The sequence below is a fragment of the Vibrio olivae genome (assembly GCF_042428525.1).
Lineage (GTDB): Bacteria > Pseudomonadota > Gammaproteobacteria > Enterobacterales > Vibrionaceae > Vibrio > Vibrio olivae.
Genome location: NZ_JBHMEP010000117.1, coordinates 1 through 550 on the forward strand (window position 1 = coordinate 1; position 550 = coordinate 550).

Consider the following 550-nt stretch of genomic DNA (forward strand, 5'->3'; position numbering starts at 1 on the left):
TTTGATAATAGACAACCTATCTTAAAGCTAGCTTAAATCTTATGCTGTTTGCACACCATCAACATGAGGTTCTGTATATATAAAAAGTCACTATAGTTATTGCAAAAAATGTGGTAAAATGAAAAAAGTATGTTTCAAACCGACGAAGAAGAAATGAAAGAGGAATAGCAAAAGAAATCCTAGATGCTACAGAGGGATTTTTACGTGCATAGTTGTTCTAACAATTGCTGATACTAGCGATTTAGTTTATTTGTTGTATAATAATGGGGAACAGCCGAATACTTATATAAGGATTCTGGCTATAGCGTTTCGCAAAAGATCCATTTTGTTAATGAAGTATATCCAAAATAAAATGCCCATCCAACTGTCAGCGCTTGAAGGCCTCCACCGCCTGGCGGCTGTCCGGCTTGGCCACGTCCGCCACCGCGATCAGGCCCGCCAGCTTCCCGTCCCGGGCAAAGTACATCGCCGTCTTGCCCTGGCGGGAAAGCTCCTGCGCCCGCTGGTCCAGGGCTTTCACGTCCACCCCGTTTTCCTCCATCATCTTTAG

General features: G+C 43.8%; 1 protein-coding gene. It reads right to left on the bottom strand.

From position 1 onward, the window contains the following. Positions 1 to 367: 367 nt before the first annotated feature. Positions 368 to 550, bottom strand: a 183-nt coding sequence (locus ACFFUV_RS23800) for a hypothetical protein (RefSeq protein WP_390198489.1), incomplete at its 5' end; no start/stop codon positions are given.